17 protein-coding genes are annotated in these 17,003 nt (G+C 69.0%); 12 read left to right on the forward strand and 5 right to left on the reverse strand.

What is annotated here, in order from left to right; translation table 11 throughout:
- Positions 1-122 precede the first annotated feature (122 nt).
- Entirely contained in the window at positions 123-1,523 is a 1,401-nt protein-coding gene (locus GBB76_RS16590) for a glutamine synthetase family protein (RefSeq protein ID WP_152304327.1), read from the forward strand.
- A 260-nt stretch (positions 1,524-1,783) separates the two neighbouring features.
- Here the strand turns inward: GBB76_RS16590 and GBB76_RS16595 are convergent, their stop codons facing one another.
- Positions 1,784-2,881: an LLM class flavin-dependent oxidoreductase gene (locus tag GBB76_RS16595; protein WP_371716969.1), complete on the reverse strand. Its 1,098-nt coding sequence runs from the start codon at positions 2,879-2,881 to the stop codon at positions 1,784-1,786.
- Between the two features lie 255 nt (positions 2,882-3,136).
- A complete protein-coding gene (locus GBB76_RS16600) occupies positions 3,137-3,508 on the reverse strand; it encodes a DUF1127 domain-containing protein (RefSeq protein ID WP_152304328.1) in 372 nt (123 codons plus the stop codon).
- 194 nt (positions 3,509-3,702) lie between these two features.
- Between GBB76_RS16600 and GBB76_RS16605 the strand changes: the two genes are divergently transcribed.
- Positions 3,703-4,587: a LysR substrate-binding domain-containing protein gene (locus GBB76_RS16605; protein ID WP_152304935.1), complete on the forward strand. Its 885-nt coding sequence runs from the start codon at positions 3,703-3,705 to the stop codon at positions 4,585-4,587.
- Positions 4,588-4,792: 205 nt separating this feature from the next.
- Entirely contained in the window at positions 4,793-4,933 is a 141-nt protein-coding gene (locus GBB76_RS18675) for a hypothetical protein (protein ID WP_162375637.1), read from the forward strand.
- Positions 4,934-4,946: 13 nt separating this feature from the next.
- On the opposite strand, the gene GBB76_RS16610 is transcribed toward GBB76_RS18675, so the two are convergent.
- The 3 genes from GBB76_RS16610 to GBB76_RS16620 all read right to left on the reverse strand — a co-directional run bounded on the left by GBB76_RS16610 (position 4,947) and on the right by GBB76_RS16620 (position 8,643).
- Complete coding sequence (locus tag GBB76_RS16610; protein WP_152304329.1) at positions 4,947-6,317, reverse strand: glutamate--cysteine ligase; 1,371 nt, start codon at positions 6,315-6,317, stop codon at positions 4,947-4,949.
- A 126-nt stretch (positions 6,318-6,443) separates the two neighbouring features.
- Positions 6,444-7,568 carry a carboxylate-amine ligase gene (locus GBB76_RS16615; RefSeq protein ID WP_152304330.1) on the reverse strand — a complete coding sequence of 375 codons (1,125 nt, stop codon included), beginning with the start codon at positions 7,566-7,568 and terminating at the stop codon, positions 6,444-6,446.
- Between the two features lie 274 nt (positions 7,569-7,842).
- Positions 7,843-8,643 carry a 16S rRNA (uracil(1498)-N(3))-methyltransferase gene (locus GBB76_RS16620; RefSeq protein ID WP_152304331.1) on the reverse strand — a complete coding sequence of 267 codons (801 nt, stop codon included), beginning with the start codon at positions 8,641-8,643 and terminating at the stop codon, positions 7,843-7,845.
- A 132-nt stretch (positions 8,644-8,775) separates the two neighbouring features.
- Here GBB76_RS16620 and GBB76_RS16625 point away from each other — a divergent pair, with 132 nt between their 5' ends.
- From GBB76_RS16625 to ptsN, 9 genes are all read left to right on the forward strand, one after another.
- Positions 8,776-9,504 (forward strand): hypothetical protein, encoded by a 729-nt coding sequence (locus GBB76_RS16625; protein WP_246668964.1) that lies wholly within the window; start codon positions 8,776-8,778, stop codon positions 9,502-9,504.
- A gap of 8 nt (positions 9,505-9,512) precedes the next feature.
- The gene (gene ubiA, locus GBB76_RS16630; RefSeq protein ID WP_152304332.1) at positions 9,513-10,454 is read left to right on the forward strand and encodes a 4-hydroxybenzoate octaprenyltransferase; all 942 of its coding nucleotides are present in this window, start codon (positions 9,513-9,515) and stop codon (positions 10,452-10,454) included.
- Between the two features lie 64 nt (positions 10,455-10,518).
- Positions 10,519-11,151, forward strand: coding sequence for a ribonuclease D (locus GBB76_RS16635; RefSeq protein ID WP_152304937.1), 633 nt, complete (start codon positions 10,519-10,521; stop codon positions 11,149-11,151).
- Positions 11,152-11,283: 132 nt separating this feature from the next.
- Positions 11,284-12,081 carry an LPS export ABC transporter periplasmic protein LptC gene (gene lptC, locus GBB76_RS16640; protein ID WP_246668965.1) on the forward strand — a complete coding sequence of 266 codons (798 nt, stop codon included), beginning with the start codon at positions 11,284-11,286 and terminating at the stop codon, positions 12,079-12,081.
- 45 nt (positions 12,082-12,126) lie between these two features.
- Complete coding sequence (locus GBB76_RS16645; RefSeq protein ID WP_152304333.1) at positions 12,127-12,807, forward strand: LptA/OstA family protein; 681 nt, start codon at positions 12,127-12,129, stop codon at positions 12,805-12,807.
- Between the two features lie 193 nt (positions 12,808-13,000).
- Positions 13,001-13,948 carry an LPS export ABC transporter ATP-binding protein gene (gene lptB, locus GBB76_RS16650; protein ID WP_152304334.1) on the forward strand — a complete coding sequence of 316 codons (948 nt, stop codon included), beginning with the start codon at positions 13,001-13,003 and terminating at the stop codon, positions 13,946-13,948.
- 93 nt (positions 13,949-14,041) lie between these two features.
- Entirely contained in the window at positions 14,042-15,634 is a 1,593-nt protein-coding gene (rpoN, locus tag GBB76_RS16655) for an RNA polymerase factor sigma-54 (RefSeq protein ID WP_152304335.1), read from the forward strand.
- 171 nt (positions 15,635-15,805) lie between these two features.
- Positions 15,806-16,405: a ribosome hibernation-promoting factor, HPF/YfiA family gene (hpf, locus tag GBB76_RS16660; RefSeq protein WP_152304336.1), complete on the forward strand. Its 600-nt coding sequence runs from the start codon at positions 15,806-15,808 to the stop codon at positions 16,403-16,405.
- Positions 16,406-16,508: 103 nt separating this feature from the next.
- A complete protein-coding gene (gene ptsN / locus GBB76_RS16665) occupies positions 16,509-16,973 on the forward strand; it encodes a PTS IIA-like nitrogen regulatory protein PtsN (RefSeq protein WP_152304337.1) in 465 nt (154 codons plus the stop codon).
- The last annotated feature ends 30 nt before the right edge of the window (positions 16,974-17,003 follow it).

Consider the following 17,003-nt stretch of genomic DNA (forward strand, 5'->3'; position numbering starts at 1 on the left):
CAACGGCACAATGCGAACATTTTTACCATGCCCGGAAAGGTGGCGTCGTCCGCCCGCCTTGACGGCCATGAGCGGGCCGTGATTGCCTCAGGCGGCGCAGAAGGCGCATCAGGAAGGCAATCATGGCCAAGAAGAAGCGTTCCGATAAGGACGCGGTCGACAATCCCCGCGGTGTGGCGTCCCTTGCCGAGGCGAAGGCCTGGATGGCCGCGCGCGGCATCACCGAGATCGAATGCGCGGTTCCGGACCTCGCAGGCGTCGGGCGCGGCAAGATCATGCCGGTGTCCAAGTTCCTGTCCGGCCCGACGATGAACCTGCCGCTCAGCGTGTTCTTCCAGACCATCTCCGGCGACTATCCGCCCTATGACAATCTCGTCGATTCCGTCGTGGTCGACAGCGATCTGGTGATGGAGCCGGATTTCTCCACCCTCGCCATCGTGCCCTGGGCGCAGGACCCGACCGCGCAGATCATCCACGACGCCTATCACCGCGACGGCCGGCCGGTGGAGCTGGCCCCGCGCCAGGTGCTCAAGAACGTCGTCGACCTCTACGCCAAGAAGGGCTGGAAGGCCGTGGTGGCGCCGGAGATCGAGTTCTATCTGGTCGAGCCCAACACCGATGCCGACTACCCGCTCAAGCCGCCGATCGGGCGCTCGGGCCGGCCGGAGATCGGCCGCCAGTCCTATTCGATCCAGGCGGTGAACGAGTTCGACGCCCTGTTCGAGGACATGTACGATTATTCCGAGGCGCAGGGCCTGGAGATCGACACGCTGATCCATGAGGACGGCGCGGCGCAGATGGAGATCAACCTTCTGCACGGCGACCCCATCGTGCTCGCCGATCAGGTGTACCTGTTCAAGCGCACGATCCGCGAGGCGGCGCTGCAGCACAAGATCTACGCCACCTTCATGGCCAAGCCGATCGCCGACGAGCCGGGCTCGGCGATGCACATCCACCAGTCCATCGTGGACGCGGAGACGGGCAGGAACATCTTCTCCGACAGCGACGGCGACCCGACGCCGGAGTTCTTCTCCTTCATCGCCGGCCAGCAGCGCTATCTGCCGGCGGTGATGTCGATCCTCGCCCCTTACGTGAATTCCTACCGCCGGCTGACGCGCGATTCGATGGCGCCGATCAACGTGCAGTGGGGCTACGACAACCGCACGGCGGGGCTGCGGGTGCCGCCGTCCTCGCCGGCGGCGCGGCGGGTCGAGAACCGGGTGCCGTCCTCCGACGCCAACCCCTATCTCGTCATCGCCGCCTCGCTCGCCTGCGGCTATCTCGGCCTCGTGGAAGGGCTGCGCCCGACCGAGCCGCTGGAAGCCGACGCCAAGGGCCTCGATTTCGAGCTGCCGCGCGGTCTGCTCGAAGCGGTGGCGGCGATGCAGTACTCGGAGGAAATCTCCAACGTGCTCGGCCCGAGCTTCGTGAAGACCTATACGGCGGTGAAGCAGCAGGAGTTCGACACCTTCATGCGCGTCATCTCGCCCTGGGAGCGCGAATATCTGCTGCTGAACGTGTGAGGGTGCCCTCCGTGGGAGCCGTCATCCCGGCCGAAGGCGTCAGCCGGAGAGCCGGGATCGCTTTCGGAGATGGCTTCGCACGACCGACGCGATCCCGGATACGGCCTGCGGCCGTTCCGGGATGACGGGCTCTAATGTAACGGCGTCATCGCCGGGCTTGACCCGGCCATCCACGTTTTACGTGGGAACACGTCCTTGCCGCCCAAGCAAGTCGTTGATCCCCGGGCCGGGCCCGGGGATGACGTTCTTCCTGGCGGGGCTTACGCCCCGACCGTCTCTTCCGCCAGAATCTCCCGCACGCGCGGGATGACCTTCGTGCCGTAAAGCTCGATGGCGCGCATCATCTTGTCGTGCGGCAGCGTGCCGGCGCTGTACTTCATGTCGAAGCGCGCGGCGCCCAGCGCCTTCACCGTCTTGGCGATCTTGCGCGCCACCGTCTCCGGCGCGCCGAGATAGAGCGAGCCGTGGGTGATCTCGCGCTCGAAGGCGTCGCGGCCATAGGCCGGCCAGCCGCGCTCGGCGCCGATGCGGTCATGCATGCGCTTGTAGTCGGCATAGACCTCCTCGCGCGCGGCCTCGTCGGTCTCGGCGATATAGCCGTGCGAGTGCACGCCGACCGGCTGCGGCGTGCCGCCGAGCTGGGCGGTCGCCTTGTGGTAAAGCTCGACATAGGGGGCGAAGCGGGCCGGATTGCCGCCGATGATGGCGAGCATCAGCGGCAGGCCGTAGCGCGCCGCGCGCACCACCGATTCCGGGCTGCCGCCGACGCCGATCCAGGTCTTCAGTGTGCCCGTCTCGATCGGCGGGAAGACATGCTGGCCCTTCAGCGGCGGGCGTCCCTTGCCCTGCCAGCTGACGCCGCCGGGCGCGTTGTTGTCGCGCAGCAGGGCCGCGAACAGGTCAAGCTTCTCGGTGAACAGCGTCTCGTAATCCTTCAGGTCGAAGCCGAACAGCGGGAAGGATTCGGTGAAGGAGCCGCGCCCGAGAATGACCTCGGCGCGCCCGTTCGACAGCGCGTCGACGGTCGAGAAACGCTGAAAGACGCGGATCGGGTCGTCGGAGGAGAGCACGGTGACGGCGGAGCCGAGGCGGATGCGGCTTGTGCGCGTGGCGATGCCGGCCAGCACCGTTTCGGGGGCGGAGACCGCGAAATCGTCGCGGTGATGCTCGCCGACGCCGAAGAAGTCGACGCCGACCTCGTCGGCCAGCACCGCCTCGTCGACAAGGTTGCGGATGACCTGCGCGTGGGAGAGCAGCGCCCCGTCCGCGCCGGCGGTGACGTCGCCGAAGGTGTCGAGGCCGAGCTCGACCTGCGTATCCACCCGCGTTTCCACCGTCTCGGCCCGATCATGTGCCATGGGAATGCCCCCGTTTCGCGCCGGCACCGCGCCGGCTGTCCCCATATGGACCGGGCTGGCGCCGCGCGCATCTGTGCCCCTGCAAGGACGGTCTTTCGTTCCTGCAAAGCGCGGCGGGGCGCCAAGAAAGGCGTCAAGAAAAGCACCAAGAAAAAAAGCCCGCTGGACGAACCAGCGGGCTTCAAGTCGGCGACACGAGGGGGTCGATGTCGCCGTAAGGTCGGTCGCGGCATGGCATGGGCGGGCCTGCCATTATCAGCCGCAGGACATGAGATCGTTGCGGCGCGGCGTGCTGCCGGCAGCGCCCGGCTCCTGCCGGGCGGCGTCGCGCAGGGCGTCCCGCGCGGTGAGCCGGCGGGCGGCGCGGCGCTCGACCGAGCGCACCACGAGCACGGCGGTCGGGTCCTGCCAGAGCGGGCCGGACGAGGCGTCGCGCAGGTCCGCGCGGGTGAGGCCGATGTCGCGCAGCATGCGGTCGTCGAACTCGCCGAGCTGGGAGAGATGACGCCGGCGCGCCATCGCCGTGATGAACTGAAGGGTGCCCGAGACGGCGGCGATCAGCACGCCGCTGGCGGCGGCACCGAACGAGTGGAACGCGGTTCTGCGAACTTCACCAAGATACGACATCGATTCCTCCATGTGTCGGCCGCGCGGCGATGACATGGGGCTTTCTGATCGCGCGGCGGCTCGCCAGCCACCCGAAATCGACGTCACCCGTTCGCGACGGGATCGTTATGCCGCGCGAGGACTGATCACACTAGCGAATGTTTATGATCCGAGATATCATTGCAATTGATGATAAGCCCATGGGAGGCGGCTCCATGACCGTGCTGCTCGACATTGATCAATTAAGAACATTCATCACGATTGCCGAAACGGGCAGTTTCACCAAGGCGGCCGATGTGGTTCACAAGACCCAGTCTGCCGTCTCGATGCAGATGAAGCGGCTGGAGGAGCGGGTCGGAAAGCCGATCTTCGCGCGCGACGGGCGTGCCTCGCGCCTCACCGACGAGGGCGACCGGCTGCTCGACTATGCCCGGCGCATCGTCAAGCTGAACATGGAGGCGGTCGCCAGCCTCGCCTCGGCCGAGCTGTCCGGCCGGGTGCGCCTGGGCGTGCCGGACGACTATGCCGACCGCTATCTCCCCGAGATCATGGCGCGCTTCTCGGCGACCCATCCCAATGTCGAGCTGACCGTCGTCTGCGATCCCTCGACCGACCTGATCGACCGCATCGACACCGGCGACCTCGACCTCGCCATCATCACCGATTGCGAGATGGTCAACCGCGAGACCGAGATCATCCGGCGCGAGCAACTGCTCTGGGTCGGCTCCTCGCGCCATCCGGTGCATCTGGAGGACCCGGTGCCGCTGGCGCTGGGGCGGCAGACCTGCAACTGGCGGCAGGAGGCCATCTCCATGCTGCAGGCGGCCGGGCGGCCGTTCCGCATCCTCTACACCTCGTCGAACTCGACGGCGGTCTCGGCGGCGGTGCTCTCGGGCCTCGCCATCTCGGTGCTGCCGGAATCGGGGCTGCGCCCCGGCATGCGGGTGCTCGGCCCCTCGGACGGCTTCCCGGCGCTGGCGCCGTGCCGCATCGGCCTGCTGCGCAACCGGCACGAGGCGTCCCCGCTCGCCGACGCGCTGGCCATCCATATCGTGCAGGGCCTCGACAACATCTCCGAGACCGCCATCGCGGCGGAATAGCCTGCGGGCTACGTCACCCGGCTCGCGCTGCGCTTGGCCGGGATGACGCTCGGGGCGAGTGAAAAAGGAACGGCGGGCTTTCGCCCGCCGTCCGGTCGGAACCGGCCCACCCGCCGGTCCCTGGCGCCGGCGAGCGAGGCTCGGCCGAGCGCGTTGCGATGTCGTCGCTGTCGGAACCAGTCTAGGAAACGGAGGCGGGGCCGGCTTGATCTCGATCAAGCGCGCGCATGACGCCGCGCCATGCTGGCCTGCGGCGGACGCAATGCTGCCAATGCCGGGCGCGTGGAGGGCTTTGTGCGGCTTCCTGGTCAAGCCCGGCCATGGCGAACTTGCCGGCGAAGCCTGACCTCAGCCGCCCCTCAATAGGCGCACTGCTCGAAGAGCGGTTCCACCGAGCGGTTCCACTCGGTCTCAAAGCGCGTGAGCAGGATCTCGGCCGGGGTGAGGCCGGAATCGAGGCTCTCGTCCAGCGGCTTGAGGAAGCGGGTCTCGTCGCGGCCCTGGCTGTCGCGCTTGTCGCGGCGGGCAAGACCCGCGCGGGCAATGGCCACCACCTCGCGGGCGACCTCGATCAGCGGCCGGCCGGCGATCTCCGCCTTGAGGCCGAGCCTCGGCACGTCGTCGCGCAGCTTCTGGCGCTCCGGCGCGGTCCAGTTCTTGGCGAGGTCCCAGGCGGCGTCGAGGCTGGCGGTGTCGTAATAGAGGCCGGTCCACAGGGCGGGCAGGGCGCACAGATTGGCCCACGGCCCGCCATCGGCGCCGCGCATCTCGAGGTAACGCTTCAGCCGCACCTCGGGGAAGATGGTGGAGAGGTGGTTGGCCCAGTCCGAGACGGTGGCCGTCTCGCCCGGCACCGCCGGGTGCCTTCCGGCCAGCAGGTCGCGGAAGGAGGTGCCGGCGACGTCGATGTAATGGTCGCCGCGCTTGATGAAGTACATCGGCACGTCGAGTGCGTAGTCGACATAGCGCTCAAAGCCCATGCCGTCCTCGAAGGCGAAGGGCAGCATGCCGGCGCGGTTGTTGTCGGTGTCGCGCCAGATCTCCGAGCGGAACGACAGGAAGCCGTTGGGCTTGCCCTCGGTGAAGGGCGAGTTGGCGAACAGCGCGGTGGCCACCGGCTGGAGGGCGAGGCCGACGCGCAGCTTCTTCACCATGTCCGCCTCGGAGGCGAAGTCGAGATTCACCTGCACGGTGCAGGTGCGGAACATCATGTCGAGGCCGTGCGTGCCGACCTTCGGCATGTAGTCGGCCATGATCTTGTAACGCCCCTTGGGCATGACCGGCGTTTGCGCGAGCGTCCATTTCGGGCTCATGCCGAGGCCGAGGAAGCCGAAGCCGAGCGGGGTCGCCACCTGCCGCACCTGCTCCAGATGCGAGTTCACCTCGGCGCAGGTCTCGTGAAGGGTGACGAGCGGCGCGCCGGAAAGCTCGAACTGCCCGCCCGGCTCCAGCGAGATCGCCCCGCCGCCGACATTGTCGGCGAGGCCGATGATGGTCTCGCCCTCCATGATCGGTTCCCAGCAGTTCAGCGCCTGCATGCCTTCCAGCAGCGCCCGTATGCCGGTCTCGCCCTCATAGGGCACGGGCTCGTGGCCCTTGAGCGTGAAGGGGAATTTCTCGTGCTCGGTGCCGATTCGGAATTTCGACGGCGCCTTGTTGCCCGCTTCGAACCAGGCGACGAGTTCGTCGCGGCTTTCGATGGGCTGCGTGTCGATCTGGTCTCGCGCCATGGAAGACTCCGGCCGGCGTGCTGGGGCGCGAGACCATACACAGGCCGGCGGGCGACGCAAATCGCCGTAACTACCGATGGAAAATGGGGAATGGGCGCCCCCGGCGCCCTCCCCAGCGTCAGCGCGCTACTGCGCCGAGGCGTGGGTGAGCCAGGTCTTCACCGCATTGAGCGCCTCGGTGCGGTTGCCGGTGCGGTGCGCGGCCTCCTGATAGACCGCGATCTGGATGTCGGCGCTGGTGCCGCCACGGATGATGGTGCGCAGGTGGGTAAGCTCGTCCAGCCCGCCGAGCGCCTGCGCGTCGTCGTGCAGCTGGTCGATCAGCGTCTCCACCGCCTGCGCCACCGGCACCGCCTCGCGCGCGGCGCGGTCGACGAAGCTGCCATGGATGCCGTAGCGCTGGGCCCGCCACTTGTTCTCCACCGCGATGGCGCGGTCCACCGCGTCGATGCCGGCATTGAGCTTCGGATTGCGCACAAGATGGCGCACCAGCGCGCGGTAGAGCGCGGCGATGGCGACCGAATCCTCCACCCGCGTGCAGCTGTCGGGGGCACGCAGCTCCAGCGTCGGGTGCTTCTCCGAGGGGCGGATGGTCCACCAGACATAGCTCGAATCGCGGATCGCCCGCGCCGCAACCAGCGCGTCGATGTAGTCGCGATAGTCCTTGGCGGTCTCGAACAGCTCCGGCAGGCCGGTGCGGGGCAGTTCGTCATAGGCGGCGAGGCGGTAGCCCATCAGCCCGGTGCGCTTGGACTCCCAGAACGGCGAGGAGGTCGACAGCGCCACGAAGACCGGGAGATAGGGCAGGATGCGCCGCATCACGTCGATGCGCTGGTCGGCGTCGGGCAGTTCCACATGCACATGCATGCCGCACAGCATGTTGCGCTCGCCGAGCATCTGCAGGTCGTGCATCAGCCCGTCATAGCGCTGGGTGGGGGTGCGCTTGCCGGTCTGCCAGCTCGCGGTCGGGTGGGTGCCGGCGGCGAGGAAGGCAAGGTCGAAGCCGGCGGCCACCTCGGAAAGGCTGCGGCGCAGCCCGTGAAGCTGGCGGCGGGCGTCGCCGGCGCTGGTGTGCGGGCGGGTCATCACCTCGATCTGCGACTGGAGCATCTCGCCGCTCACCGCGTCGCCGAGGGCGTCCCTCACCTTGCCCATGAAGGCGGTGGGCATGCGCCGGACCGCGCTCTTGGTCTCGCCTTCGATGATGAAATATTCTTCCTCGATGCCGATGCGGTAATCTTCCGTCGTCATGGCGTGGTTCCCCGCATTAGTCGACCAGAGAATCGGCAGGCCATGCTTAGCCGACGCAGAATCGGCCTGCTCTCGATTCGACTGCGTGATGATGGAAAAGTAAGACCGGAGTGTGACCTGACCGCAAACTGTTCGCGACCGGGCGCGTTTCGTATTTTTATTATAATTATTGGAATACAGGCGTGGCACTACCTACGGCTGCGCATGTTTCACTCCGGAGCGGGGCCAGTGCGGCCATCGGGCGGGCGGCCGGTCCATGGGCGGTCAGTGCCAGCTAACGCGCCGGGCCGTCGCCGGTTCCCGCCATGGCGAGCGCTCCCTGCCGGGCCGCCTCGACGAGGGCAAGCGCGGCGACGGCGGCGGTGTCGGCGCGCAGGATGCGCGGGCCGAGCGACAGGACGAGGGTTCCCGGCCGGGCCGTCAGCAGGCGGCGCTCGGCATCGTCGAAGCCGCCTTCCGGGCCGATGAGCACGGCGAGCGGGCCGAGGGCCGCTTCCCGGAGCGGGGCGAGCGGGTCGGCCAGCGGCGCCGCCTCGTCGCAGAACACCACGCGGCGGGTGGGCTCCAGCGCGTCGAGCCAGCGCGCCAGTGTCACCGGCTCCAGCACCGCCGGCAGGTTGAGGATGCCGCACTGCTCGGCGGCCTCGACGGCGTTGGCGCGCATGCGCTCGGTGTTCACCCGGCTCGCCTGCGTGCGGCGGGTCATGACAGGCACCAGCCGGCCGGCGCCCATCTCGACGGCCTTCTGCACCATATAGTCGAGCCGGGCATGCTTGAGCGGGGCGAACACATAGTCGAGATCGGGTGGCGGGGCCTGCCGGCGCAGCCGCACCTCGATCCGCAGCAGCGCCTCGCGCCGCCCGCCCGCCTCGCGCCGGGCGCGCCATTCGCCGTCGCGCCCGTTGAACAGGTGGATGTGCCCGCCGACCTCCAGCCGGATCACATCGGCGACATAATGGGCGCGCTCGCGGTCGAGCGCGACCAGCGCGCCCTCGGCCAGATCCTCCTCGACGAAGAGCCGCTGGGCGCGGAAGTCGTAGGATTGATCGGGCGAATCGTCTTGAGCGCGGGCCATGATGCGGGCCATTTTCTCGTTTAGTGCCGGTTTCGTGCCGGGCGTCGTGATGTTGCCCAATCTTTAATGCCTCTGTATCACGCTTGGTCAACAAGACGGCGCCAGCCGACGGCTTGAAGGAGAGGTTCGACCTTGGAAGCCCGCCAGATGTGCTCGTTCCCCCGTTCCCGCGCGATCGTGTTCGCCGGGGTCATGCTCGCCGGAACGCTGGCGGCATTGCCGGCCGGCGCGCAGTGGATCGGCACGCCGGGCGGCTCGGGCGACACCTCGTCGGGCAGCGCGGGCGCTGCCGCCGTGACCGTCGCGCCGGCCCCCTCGGCGGGGGCCGTGCAGCCCGGCGGCATTCAGCCCGGTTTCGCGCCCGGTTTCGGCGGCGTAGGCGGTGCCCCGGCCATGGGGCCCTCGCCCTCGCTCGGCACGGCCCCGCAGGGCGGGGCCAACGTGGCTGACTGTCAGGCCCAGGTCGAGAAGCTGCGAACGGCGCTCGAGGGAAGCGGCGGCAATCTGGAGAAGGCGGTCAAGAAGAAGCGCCCGCCCTCCGAACTCTGCCCGCTGTTCCGCACCTTCGCCTCCGCCCAGCAGAGCTTCTACAGCTACCTCAACACCAACAAGGCCAAGTGCGGCGTGCCTGACGACGTGCTGAAGAAGGTCAAGGCCAATTCCGACTCCGTCTCCTCGACGCGCAACCGCGTCTGCGAGGTGGCGAAGGCGCAGGAGAGCGGCGGCGGTGGCGGTGCTGCCGAGGGGCCGCCGACGCAGGGCTCCGTCTCCGCCGGTCTCGGCCTGCCGAGCGGCCTGCCGTCCATGGGCGCTCCTCCCGGCGGCGTGTTCGACACGCTCGGCGGCGACGCGCTGCGCTGAGCCCGGCCATGATGCACGCCGCGCCGGCGCCGGCCGATTCCGCCGGCAACTGGGTCGACCGGCACGCGCCTTCCTTTCTGCGCCCCTTCCTGCGCCTCGCCCGCGCCGACCGGCCGATCGGCAGCTGGCTGCTGCTGATCCCGTGCTGGTGGTCGGTGGCGCTGGCGCTGGACATGCAGACGCGGGCGGGCGCGCCCGCCTATCTGCCCGCGCTCGCCTATGCCGGGCTGTTCGCCATCGGCGCGGTCGCCATGCGCGGCGCCGGCTGCACCTGGAACGACATTCTGGACCGCGACATCGACGGACGCGTCGAGCGCACCCGCTCGCGGCCGCTGCCGGCCGGGCAGGTGACGCTGTTCGGCGCCTTCGTCTTCCTCGCCGTCCAGTGCTTCGCCGGGCTTGCCGTGCTTATCTGCCTGCCGCCCTTCGCCATCGGCGTCGCGCTGTCCTCGCTCGGCCTCGTGGCGGTCTATCCGCTGATGAAGCGGATCATCTGGATTCCCCAGCTCGTGCTGGGCCTCGCCTTCTCCTGGGGGGCGCTGATGGGGTTCGCCGCGCTGCTCGGCGCGCTGCCGCCGTCCGCCTTCCTGCTCTATGCCGGTTCCGTGCTGTGGGTGGTGGGCTACGACACCATCTATGCCCATCAGGACCGCGAGGACGACGAGGAAGTCGGCGTCAAATCCTCCGCCCGCCTGTTCGCCGGCGCCACGCGCGTCTGGCTGGTGGGCCTGTATGGCGGCACGCTGGTGCTGATCGGCCTCGCCCTCGCGGCGGCCGGGGGCGGGGTCTTCGCCTGGGTCGGCCTTGCGGGCTTCGCCGCGCATCTCGGCTGGCAGGTGTGGCGGGTCGACATCGACGACCGCGACAACTGCCTGAAGGTGTTCCGCTCCAACCGCGATGCCGGGCTGATCCTGCTCGCCGGCCTGATCGCGCAGGCGCTGGCCGGCTGACGCCATGTTGCCGGGGCGGCCCCGGCGGTGCTAAGGAGCCGCAACCTTGGAAAGTACCGCCCTCATGAGCATCCGCCTGCATCGCGGCGACCTGGTCGACCTCTCCCGCTACACGCCCGAGAACGCCCCCTTCGTCGCCATCGACACCGAGACGCTGGGTCTCAACCCGCACCGCGACCGGCTGTGCGTCGTGCAGCTCTCGCCGGGCGACGGCACCGCCGACGTGGTGCAGATCCCCGCCGGCGCCGGGCCGGGCAGCGCGCCCAATCTCGAAAAGCTGCTGACCGATCCGCGCAGCGTCAAGCTGTTCCACTTCGCCCGCTTCGACGTTGCGGTGCTGGGCAAGACCTTCGGGCTGACGGTCTCGCCGGTGTGGTGCACCAAGATCGCCTCACGCCTGACCCGCACCTATACCGACCGCCACGGGCTGAAGGAGCTGGTGCGCGAACTGCTCGGCATCGACCTGTCCAAGCAGCAGCAGAGTTCGGACTGGGCGGCCGAGGAGCTGAGCGACGCCCAGCTCCAGTACGCCGCGTCCGACGTGCTGCATCTGCACGCGTTGCAGGCCCGGCTGGAGGCGATGCTGGCGCGCGAGGGGCGCACGGATCTGGCGCAGTCCTGCTTCGAATTCCTGCCGACGCGGGCACGGCTCGATCTCGCCGGCTGGCCGGACGAGGACATTTTCGCGCATACCTGACGGCGGGCAGACAGTCGGCCGCCGCCTCCGGCGGTAGCGGGCACCTGCTTGCGCACGGGCGCGGAAGCCGCCATCTTAACCAATGGGTCATTGTGTGGGGATCGGTCGCAAGTCGGGGATACGCCGTCACGCATGAATAAGCACGTCGAACCTCCCGAGCGCAGCGATACGCGAGCGGCGGCGCCTTTGCGGCAGCGCGGCGGCCTGTCCGCGCGGCGTAGCGCGGAACGCTTCAAGGCTGCCCATCGCCATAGCCGGCGCGTGCGCTTCTTTCGCCGCGCCCTGCCGCTCGCCGTCCTGCTGGCGCTCGGCGGCACCCTGGCGGTCAATTATCTCGACCCGTTCAACATCGCGGTGGACCTGCCCTTCGATCTCGGCCGCGTCTCGCTGTCGGGAACGCAGGTGAAGATGGAGTTCCCGCGCCTGCACGGCTTCACGTCCGACAATCGCGGCTATTCGGTCTCGGCGGAATCGGCCTCGCAGGACCTGACCTCGCCCGACAGCATCGAATTGCAGAAGATCGTCGCCAAGCTGGAGATGGCCGACAAGGGATGGGCGGACCTGACCGCCAGCACCGGCCAATACGACACCAAGACCGAGCAGCTCGAACTTGGCGGCGGCGTGCGCTTCCAGACCTCTTCCGGCTATGGCGGCGACTTCGAGGACGCGCAGATCGAGATCAAGACCGGTAAGCTGACCTCCGACAAGCCGGTCAAGCTGACCTATCTCGACGGCCAGATCACCGCCGACCGGATCGAGGTGTCGCAGAAGGATTCGCGCGCCCTGCTGACCGGCAATGTGCAGCTCGACTTCAAGATGCCGCCCTCCGGCGACGACGCGGCCGGCACGGCGCCCGAACTGCGCGGCGGCACGCCGCCCGATGCCTCCGCCCGCCCGGCGCCCGGCCCGAAGGTCGGGGCGGCTCCCTGAGATGCGGCGTTGAATACCCGCGCCGGCCCCGCTAGACATGCTGACATGATCACGCTTGCCCGCTTCGCCGGTTCCGGCTTCCTCCTCCTCGCGCTCGCCGCCGGCCCGGCCGCGCCGGCGCTCGCGCAGCAGGCCCGCAACGTGCCGAACGCGTTGCAGGGCTTTTCCACCAATCGCGACCAGCCGATCCGCATCAACGCCAACAGCCTCGAGGTCCGCGACCAGGAGAAGCAGGCGGTGTTCTCCGGCAATGTCGTGGTGCAGCAGGGCGACACAACGCTGCGCTGCCGCGAGCTGATCGTCTATTACGACGGCAAGAAGACCGGCGACGCCAAGGGCGGCACTGCCAAGGGCGGCGAGGCCGCGAGCGCCGAGGCGCTGGCCGCCGGCAGCCCGATCAGTTCCTCGGCCATCCGCCGGCTGGAGATCATCGGCTCTGTGGTCGTCACCACCAAGGAGCAGACCGCGACCGGCGACAAGGGCGTGTTCGAGACCGCCTCCAACACCATCACGCTGGTCGGCAGCCCGGTGGTGCTGACCTCGGGCCCGAATGTGATCCGCGGCAAGCAGCTCACCGTCGACCTCGCCAGCGGCCTGTCGCGCTTCGACGGCGGGCGCATCGAGAGCCTGATCGTGCCCAACAGCATGAAGCAGCTGGAAGCGCCTAAGCCGGGCGAGGCCAAGCCGGGCGCCCCCGCCAGGCCGGCGCCCAAGCCCGCCCAGTAGGGGCGCCGCGCCGTTCGGCTTCCCCGATCCGCCGGACGGGCGCCGGCGTTCATCGTTTGCATACGTACAACGTGTGGGCCCGCCTGACGTCGCGGGACGGCGGATTCGGCCCGCTTTTTGCATCCGCCATTTGCCAGTCGCGTTCGGAGCGTTTATCACCTTCCGGGTGGTGTTTTCACCACGGAGGGTGCGCGTGGGACTGTTCTCGTCGATCGTCGGTCGCGGCAAGTCGGTGCCGCAGGGGTCCCGCAGCGAGTCCGCGCGCCGGCGCGGTTTCGGCGGCGGACCGGGCGGGCAGGAGCAGGACGGTCTCGAAGCTGCCTTCCAGGCCGAGTTCGAGGCGGCGCTGGCCGCCGATTTCCGTCAGGCACCTTCTCCCGCTCCAGCCGCCTATAGCCCCGCTCCCGTGGCCCTGCCCCAGGGCAGCCTCGCCGCCTTCGGCCTCGCCAAGAGCTATGGCGGGCGCAAGGTGGTGCGCGATGCCAGCCTGAACGTGCGGCGCGGCGAGGCGGTCGGCCTGCTGGGGCCGAACGGCGCCGGCAAGACCACGATCTTCTACATGATCACCGGCCTCGTGAAGGCCGATGCCGGCCGCATCGAACTCGACGGCCACGACGTCACCCACCTGCCCATGTACCGCCGCGCCCGCCTCGGCGTCGGCTATCTGCCGCAGGAAGCGTCGATCTTCCGTGGCCTGTCGGTGGAGAACAATATCCGCGCGGTGCTGGAGGTGGTGGAGCCCAACCGGCGCGAGCGCGAGCGCCAGCTCGACGAGCTGCTGGAGGAATTCCGCGTCACCCATGTGCGCAAGTCGCCCTCCATCGCACTGTCGGGCGGCGAGCGCCGGCGCGTCGAGATCGCCCGGGCGCTGGCCTCGCGGCCGACCTTCATGCTGCTCGACGAGCCTTTCGCCGGCATCGACCCGATCGCGGTCGGCGACATCCAGACGCTGGTGCGCCAGCTTACCGAGCGCGGCATCGGCGTGCTGATCACCGACCACAATGTGCGCGAGACGCTCGGCCTGATCGACCGCGCCTACATCATCCATTCCGGCACCGTGCTCATGGAGGGCTCGCCCGCGGAGATCGTGGCGAGCGAAGAGGTGCGCCGGCTCTATCTCGGCGAGGAGTTCCGTCTGTAGCATGGACCCCCTGCCGCACCTCCGACCGCCTGTCCGACTGCCTGCCCGGCGGCCCGCCGTCGCCCTGTCCGTCGTCGTTGGAGAGCACGCGCCATGTCGCTGAGCCCGCGCCTCGAATTCCGCCAGACCCAGTCGCTGGTGATGACGCCGCAGCTGATGCAGGCGATCAAGCTGCTGCAGCTCTCCAATCTCGATCTGGTCGCCTATGTCGAGGCCGAGCTGGAGCGCAACCCGCTGCTGGAGCGCCAGGCCGAGCCCGAGGGCGAGCGCCCCGCCGAGGGCGAGCGCACCAATGACGGCGACGGCGACGCCCATCCCGGCGCCGGCTTCGAGGCGGCCGAGGCGGCCGATGCCGCCGACATGGACGGCGGGCACGAGGAGCGTGCCGACTGGATGCAGGAGCGGCTGGAATCCAGCCGCGCCATCGAGGACCGGCTCGACACCAATCTCGAAAACGTGTTTCCGGACGATTCCGGCCGCGAGCCGGCCGTGCCCCAGCCGAGCGGCGAGGCACCGGCCTTCTCGGAGTGGTCCGGCTCCGGCTCCGGCGGCCGCGACGACGACGGCTACAATCTGGAAGCCTTCGTCTCCGCCGAGACCACGCTCGGCGACCATCTGGAGGGCCAGCTTGCCCTTGCCGTCTCCGATCCGGTCGAGCGGCTGATCGGCCATCACCTCATCGACCTGATCGACGAGGCGGGGTACCTCACGGCCGACCTCGCCGGCATCGCCGAGCGCCTCGGTGCGCCGCTGGCCAGCGTCGAGCGGGTGCTCGCCCTCGTGCAGGCTTTCGACCCGCCGGGCATCGGCGCGCGCTCGCTGTCCGAATGCCTCGCCATCCAGCTGCGCGAGCGTAACCGCTACGACCCCTGCATGGCGGCGCTGCTCGCCCATCTCGAACTGCTCGCCCGGCGCGAATTCGCCACGCTGAAGCGGGTGTGCGGCGTCGACGACGAGGATCTGGCGGAAATGGTCGGCGAGATCCGCCGGCTCAACCCGAAGCCGGGCCTCGCCTTCGGCTCCGGCGTGATCCAGCCCATCGTGCCGGATGTGTTCGTGCGCGGGTCCATCGACAACTGGCTGGTGGAGCTGAACGCCGACACGCTGCCGCGCGTGCTGGTCAACCAGTCCTATTACAGCCGGGTGCAGAAGACGACGCGCAACGAGCGCGAGAAGGCGTTCCTGTCCGACTGCATGCAGACCGCGACCTGGCTCACCCGCTCGCTCGACCAGCGCGCCCGCACCATCCTCAAGGTGGCAACCGAGATCGTGCGCCAGCAGGACGCCTTCCTCACGCTCGGCGTGCAGCATCTGCGGCCGTTGAACCTGCGCATGGTGGCGGACGCCATCGGCATGCACGAATCCACCGTCTCGCGCGTCACGTCCAACAAATACATGGCGACGCCGCGCGGAATCTTCGAGATGAAGTATTTCTTCTCGTCCTCCATTTCCTCGTCCGACGGCGGCGAGGCGCATTCGGCGGAATCGGTGCGCTTCCGCATCAAGCAGATGATCGACGCGGAGAGTCCGGACGACGTGCTTTCCGACGACACGCTGGTGCATCGCCTGCGCGAGGCGGGAATCGACATCGCCCGCCGCACGGTCGCCAAATACCGCGAGGCGATGCGCATTCCTTCATCCGTGCAGCGCCGGCGCGAGAAGCAGGCGGCCCTCTCGGCCGGCTGAACGCCTGCCGGCGCGGAACTCCGCCAAGCTATCCACTGCCCCTCGTTGACACATTCCCTCGCGGCTCCTACCTCTTAAGGGCACCGGCCGGGCATGTAGGGGGTTCGGGCAGGGCAGGGGTGGACACGATCGACCGCCCCAGGCCACGCCCCAGCAGAGGGACTAGTCACGATGCCGCTGCGGGTTTCAGGAAAAAATCTCGACGTGGGCGAGGCGCTGAGGCAACGGGTCTCCGACCGTGTTGCCGGCGCCATGGGCAAGTATTTCGACGGCGGCTGGTCCGGCCACGTCACCGTGGCCCGCGAGGGCTCCGGCTATCGCTCGGACTGCGCGCTGCATCTCGACAGCGGGACGGTGCTGCAGGCCCATGCGGACGCGCAGGACCCTTACGCCAGCGCCGATGCCGCCGTGGAGCGGATCGAGACGCGGCTGCGCCGCTACAAGAGCCGGATCAAGCGCCGCACCGCCAATGGCGAGGCCGACGGCGCCCCGCTGGCCGAGACGGTGCCGCTCACCGTCTTCTCCGCGCCCGAGCATGACGAGTTCGAGCTGATCGAAGGCTGGAGCCCGACCGTGGTCGCCGAGGCGATGGCCAGCCTGCCGCGGCTCTCGGTGAGCGACGCGGTGCTCGAACTGGACTTCACCGGGGCTTCCGCCCTCGTCTTCCGCCACGCCGGCCATGGACGCATCAACGTCGTGTACCGGCGCGGGGACGGGCATGTCGGCTGGGTCGACCCGCCGGCCGCCGCCCTCTCGGAAGACGTGCATTGACCGCTCATCGTTCCGGCAAGCGCGCGGCGGCGAAGACCGTCCGCGCGCTTCCACTCGCCAAGCCCTTCACCACTGCCCGCCTCGCTACGCTGCGGATCCCGTCATGGCCCTGAACGACATTCTGGCGTTGTCCGCGGTCTTCCCGACCCTGCGGGTCGGCAGCAAGAAGCAGGCGCTGCAGGAGCTGGCCGCCCACGCGGCCGAACAGCTCAAGCGCGACGAGCGGGAAATCTTCGAGACGCTGAACCAGCGCGAGCGGCTCGGCTCCACCGGGGTCGGCAACGGCATCGCCATTCCGCACGGCAAGCTCGCCAAGATGGACAAGCTGTTCGGCATGTTCGCGCGGCTCGACAAGCCGATCGACTTCGAGGCGCTGGACGGCGAGCCGGTCGATCTCATCTTCCTGCTGCTGGCGCCGGAGGCGGCCGGTGCCGACCATCTCAAGGCGCTGGCCCGCGTGGCGCGCCTGCTGCGCGACCCCGAGGTGGCCCGCAAGCTTCGCACCTCGCGCGACGCCGCCTCGATCCACGCCATTCTGACCGGAACGCCGGCGACCGACGCCGCCTGAGGCGGGCCGGGCGGGCAATCGCGCTTCGAC

The sequence above is a fragment of the Ancylobacter sp. TS-1 genome, from assembly GCF_009223885.1.
GTDB lineage: Bacteria > Pseudomonadota > Alphaproteobacteria > Rhizobiales > Xanthobacteraceae > Ancylobacter.